General features: G+C 56.7%; 1 protein-coding gene and 1 pseudogene. Both read left to right on the top strand.

Annotated elements, in window-relative coordinates:
* Positions 1–196 (top strand): annotated as a pseudogene (locus tag L692_RS32240) (bifunctional phosphopantothenoylcysteine decarboxylase/phosphopantothenate--cysteine ligase CoaBC); the annotation flags it as partial.
* The coding region (locus tag L692_RS27385) for a primosomal protein N' family DNA-binding protein (RefSeq protein ID WP_036721069.1) at positions 196–506 on the top strand (311 nt) is incomplete at its 3' end. The pseudogene L692_RS32240 and the gene L692_RS27385, both read left to right, overlap by 1 nt.

The raw sequence follows: 506 nt of genomic DNA, 5'->3' as shown, positions 1-506 counted from the left end.
GGTTCGCAAAAATCTGGATCTGATTGTAGCCAATGACGTGGGGATGCCTGGAGCCGGCTTCAGCGTCGATACGAATATTGTCTCGATTTATGACCGGGGAGGTCTTGTGGAGGAATTGCCGCTGCTCTCGAAGGACGAGGTCGCCCGCCGGCTGCTTGCCATTGCAGCGAACCGGCTGACGGAAGAAGGCCTGTAATGGACATCGCCAAGGTGATCGTCGATGTTCCCGTGCGCAGCACCGACAAAACCTTCGATTATTCCATTCCGGAAGCTTTAAAAGTATGGATTGAGGTAGGCAGCCGGGTGGCTGTTTCATTCGGGCACCGAACGGTTCAGGGCTTTGTCGTTTCCCTTGAATATGGCGATGTGCAGGCGATCCAGGGAATCAAGCCGATCCAGGAAGTGCTCGATCTCATTCCCCCGCTCTCGCCCGAGCTTGTGGAGCTGGCGGATTGGATGAGCGAGCGATATGCCTGCCGCCGGATTTCGGCGCTGCAGGCGATGCT

This window comes from Paenibacillus forsythiae T98 (assembly GCF_000520735.1).
GTDB lineage: Bacteria > Bacillota > Bacilli > Paenibacillales > Paenibacillaceae > Paenibacillus_AQ > Paenibacillus_AQ forsythiae.
This window is presented reverse-complemented; position numbering and strand designations above follow the sequence as displayed.